Origin of the sequence: Calidithermus terrae (genome assembly GCF_003574345.1) — a bacterium.
GTDB lineage: Bacteria > Deinococcota > Deinococci > Deinococcales > Thermaceae > Calidithermus > Calidithermus chliarophilus.
The window spans coordinates 1-3,794 of sequence record NZ_QXDL01000297.1; the positions used below are offsets into that span (position 1 = coordinate 1).

General features: G+C 69.9%; 4 protein-coding genes. 1 reads left to right on the plus strand and 3 read right to left on the minus strand.

Annotated features, from left to right (window positions below):
* Positions 1 to 1,320, minus strand: a 1,320-nt coding sequence (locus Mterra_RS19600; protein WP_119316656.1) for an MFS transporter, incomplete at its 3' end; no start/stop codon positions are given.
* A gap of 150 nt (positions 1,321 to 1,470) precedes the next feature.
* Here Mterra_RS19600 and Mterra_RS19605 point away from each other — a divergent pair.
* Positions 1,471 to 2,118: a winged helix-turn-helix domain-containing protein gene (locus Mterra_RS19605; RefSeq protein WP_119316653.1), complete on the plus strand. Its 648-nt coding sequence runs from the start codon at positions 1,471 to 1,473 to the stop codon at positions 2,116 to 2,118.
* A 39-nt stretch (positions 2,119 to 2,157) separates the two neighbouring features.
* Here the strand turns inward: Mterra_RS19605 and Mterra_RS19610 are convergent, their stop codons facing one another.
* Both Mterra_RS19610 and Mterra_RS19615 read right to left on the minus strand, forming a co-directional pair.
* Positions 2,158 to 3,309 carry a hypothetical protein gene (locus Mterra_RS19610; RefSeq protein WP_119316654.1) on the minus strand — a complete coding sequence of 384 codons (1,152 nt, stop codon included), beginning with the start codon at positions 3,307 to 3,309 and terminating at the stop codon, positions 2,158 to 2,160.
* Between the two features lie 170 nt (positions 3,310 to 3,479).
* A partial coding sequence (locus Mterra_RS19615; protein WP_218022981.1) for a hypothetical protein occupies positions 3,480 to 3,794 on the minus strand: 315 nt, incomplete at its 5' end.

Sequence of the window (3,794 nt, forward strand, 5' to 3'; positions counted from 1 at the left end):
GGCCTGGTCGTGGTCGGGGAGCAGCGTCTCGGCGTCGCGCACGGCCGGGAACAGGTAGCCCCCTAAGCCCACCAGCGCGCCCAGGACGCCGGTGAACACCAGCATCAGGGCGATCCCCGCGCCCGGCCCCGTGCCCACCAGGCCGCCGAAGGTGCCCGCCAGCGCCCCGCCCGGCATCATGGCCGGGGTCATGAGCCTGTCGGCCACCGGGCCCGCCAGCAGCATGGCGAGGGGGTTGGCGACCCAGGCGATCATGCGCCGGGCGGCGAAGACCTTGCCCTGCACGTCCGGGGGCACCTTGGCCTGCCAGATGGCCTGGTTGGAGCCGTTGAGGATGGGGATGGTCACCAGGGCGATGAAGCCGGCGAGCGCCCACACCGCCACGCCCTGCCCCAGGCCCATCAGCAGGCTGCCGGAGAGGCTCGAGACCACCATCCCCGCCAGCACGCCGTGCACCTTGCGCCGGGGGCCGCCCCAGGTCGAGAGCAAGAGCCCGCCCAGCACCCCCCCGACCCCCGCCGCCGTGCGGACGATGCCCATGGCGGTCTCGTCGTTGCCGGTGCGGCTGAGGATCATGGCGGGCTGGACGGCGTGCCCGAAGGTGGCGAAGAGGTTGAGCAGCAAGAAGGTGGTCTGCAGGCCCAGCAGGCTCGGGCGGGCGAAGATGTAGCGGAAGCCGTAGGCCGCCTCCTGCAGCAGGCTCCCCCGGCTCTCGCGCCCCGCGGCGCTCTGGCGGGGCTGGGGCACCTTCACCACCAGCAGGGCCCCGATCGCCACCAAAAAGCTCAGCAGGTCGATGGCGAGGAGCCCCCCGATCCCGATCAGGCCGTAGAGCACCGCGGCCAGCATCGGCGCCCCGATCCCCGCCACCGACTCGCTCAGCGACAGCAGGCCGTTGGCCCGGCCGTACTGCTCCTTGGGCACCATGGTGCTGACGGCCGCCGAGAAGGCGGGCCACTGGAAGGCGTGGAAGGCCCCGCTGACGGCGGCGGCCAGGTAGAGGTGCCAGACCTGCAGGCCCCCGCCCAGGTAGAGCCCGAAGACCATCAGCGTGGCGGCGGCCGAGCCCAGGTCGGAGAGCATCATCATCAGCTTGCGGTTGCTCCGGTCGACCAGGGCCCCGGCGAAGGGGGAAACCGCGATCAGGGGCAGGAAGTGGAAGAAGCCGATGAGGGCGAGGGAGGTGGCCAGGCCGGTCTGCTCGAAGGCCCACAGCATCAGCCCGAACTGGCTCATCTCCGAGCCCAGGATGGAGACGAGTTGCCCCGAGGCCACCAGCGTGAACCCGGGAAGCCCGGTGGGTGCTCTGAATCTCGGCATAAGGCGTCGGTGAGGGCGCCCCTCGAGCCCGGCCCGCCCGGGGGGCACCTGCCCCCTCCAAACACGGCCCTGCCCGTCTCGCGCCCGGCGTGCCCACAGGGTAGCGGCCCTCTACTCAGATCTAAAGCCAGCGTGTAGAGTAGTAAGAACATGTCCGCGACCGTGGAAATCCCCCCGATGGTGGAGGTCAGGAACCCCCTGGCCGCCCGCATCCTGGCCGACCCCGACGTCGCCTTGTGGCTCAAGCCCTTCATGAAGGCCGAGCTGTCGGTGAAGGAAGCCGCCGAGACGCTCAAGGTGCCGCTGCAGACCCTGCACTACCGGGTCGAGCAGATGGTGGAGGCGGGGCTGCTCGAGGTCGTGGGCCTCGAGGCCCGCCGCGGCCGGCCCATCAAGCGCTACCGGGCCACCGCCACCGGCTTCAAGGTGCCCCTCGACCTCATCCCCCCGCGCATGCTCGAGGACCTCGAGAGCGCGGTGTTCTGGTCGCGGCAGTTGCAGGAGGGCTTAGAGCGCACCCGCCGGCTGCCGAAGTACCGCGACCACCTCACGGTCTACCTCAACGAGCACGGCCTGATGATCTTCGGCTCGAGCCACGAGAAGGTGCGCCCCAAGCTCCTCGGCGAGGACGAGCCGGCCGTGCTCAGCCTGTGGACCATCGGCCTGCACCTCACCCGCGAGGACGCCAAGGCCTTGCAGGCCGAGCTGTGGGAGATCTACCAGCGCTACCACAAACGCCAGGGGCCCGAGCGCTACGTGCTGCACCTGGGGATGGCGCCGCACCCCGACGGCAGGTGAAAGCGGGCCGGGGGATCCCCCGGCCCGCCCGCTTTGGGGCTACCTGCAGGTGCGCAGCCCGAGCTGGCCGATCAGGAAGGCCTCGAGGCTGGTGGAGCCGCTGGAGAAGGTCAGGGTCACGTTCTCGCCGGGCACGCAGTTGCCGTTGGCGTCGTCGAGGACGCCGGAGAAGGTGACCTGCTTCTTGTTGACCTTGAGCACGCCGTTTTGCAGGCGGAAGCTCGCCTGGGGGCCGCTCTGGAACTGGTCGGCCAGGAAGCTCAGGGCCAGCGACTGGCCGTCGGCGCTGACGCCGGCCGAGAAGTCGAGGTTGGCGGGCGTGAAGTTGCTGAGGCGGCCGCAGCCGCTGCGCTCGACGGCGCCCACGCTGGAGACGTCCCACTGCACCGAGGCCTCGTTGCTCACACCCTTGGCGCTCAGGGAGCCGCTGGTGTGGACCTTGCCGGCGCCGATGCCGTAGCGGGCGCTGGCCTCGATGGCCTTGCCGCTGCCCGGGCGGTTGACGAAGCCGCTGAGCTCGAGCGAGTCCGGGACGTCGTGGAGGTATTTGCCGGCCAGGCAACTGCTGGGGTGCCAGGCCACGGCGAGGGTGCCCTGGGCCAGGACCTGCGCGTCCAGGCTGACCTTAGCCACCATCTTGGTCGGGGCTTCGATGAAGTAGCCCTGGTAGGGGCTGCCGTCGTTGGTCAGCATGTGGAGCTGGACGGTGGGCGAAGGGGTGCCCAGGCTCGAGGCGTCCCAGTCCAGCTCGACCTTGAGCACGCCCTTGGCCGTGGTCCGGCTGGCGACGTAGTCGTCGCTTTCGGCCTTCTTGGTGCAGTAGGAGCCGGAGCAGGTGTACACGCCCCGGGGGAGCTTTTCGACCGTGGCGACGGCCTGGAGGATCTCCTTGCCCACGGCCTGGGCGTCGGTGGTGCGGAGCTTGCCGCTGGAGAGCAGGCCCACGTCGGGCACCACGGCCTGGGCCACGGAAGCCCAGCCGCCCACGCCATGGGCCACGGCCCCGCTCAGCCCCCAATCCTTCATCAGCGCGTCGAATTCCGCCTGCAGCTCCCTAGCCAGGTCGCTGGCGCTGGTGCCGACGCTGGTCAGGGTGCTCTTGGTCTCCCCCGGCGTGGCGGGCTGGGGGGTGGGCTCGGGGGGAGCGGTCTTGCCCCCGTCGCACGCGGCGATCAGCAGGAGTGCGGGCAATAAAGTGCTTCCGAAAAGCCAGCGGTTTGCTCTCATAATTCCTCCGAGTTGTCAGGTATATAGCCCGGAGAAATATACCCTATCCGGAATCGTTCCGCAAGCACGGGGCGCGGCGTCATGCCCGGGCCTGGCCCCACCGTGGATGCCCTGCCCTCCGTTCGCGTCCGGAGCTAGGGGCCGTGGGCCGGCTGGAAATAAAGGTTCAACCCCAAGGCCAGGCCGAGCGAAAACCCCCCTCCCCCCAGGGAGTAGCGGGGCCGTAGCTCGGAGAAAAGGCTCCAGTAGGGGGTAACCCGGAATTCATAGCCTAGGATCGCACACAGCGAGAGGTCGAGGCTGACGGGAAGCGCCGGCAAGACCTTGAGCTCCGCCTCGAGGCCAGCGCCGCCGTAAAACCCTTCCTGGCCGACGTCGGCCAGCGCCGCGAGGTCGGCGTTCGCCTTGAAATAGGTCCAGGCTACTTGCACCCCCAGGCCCCCGCGCAC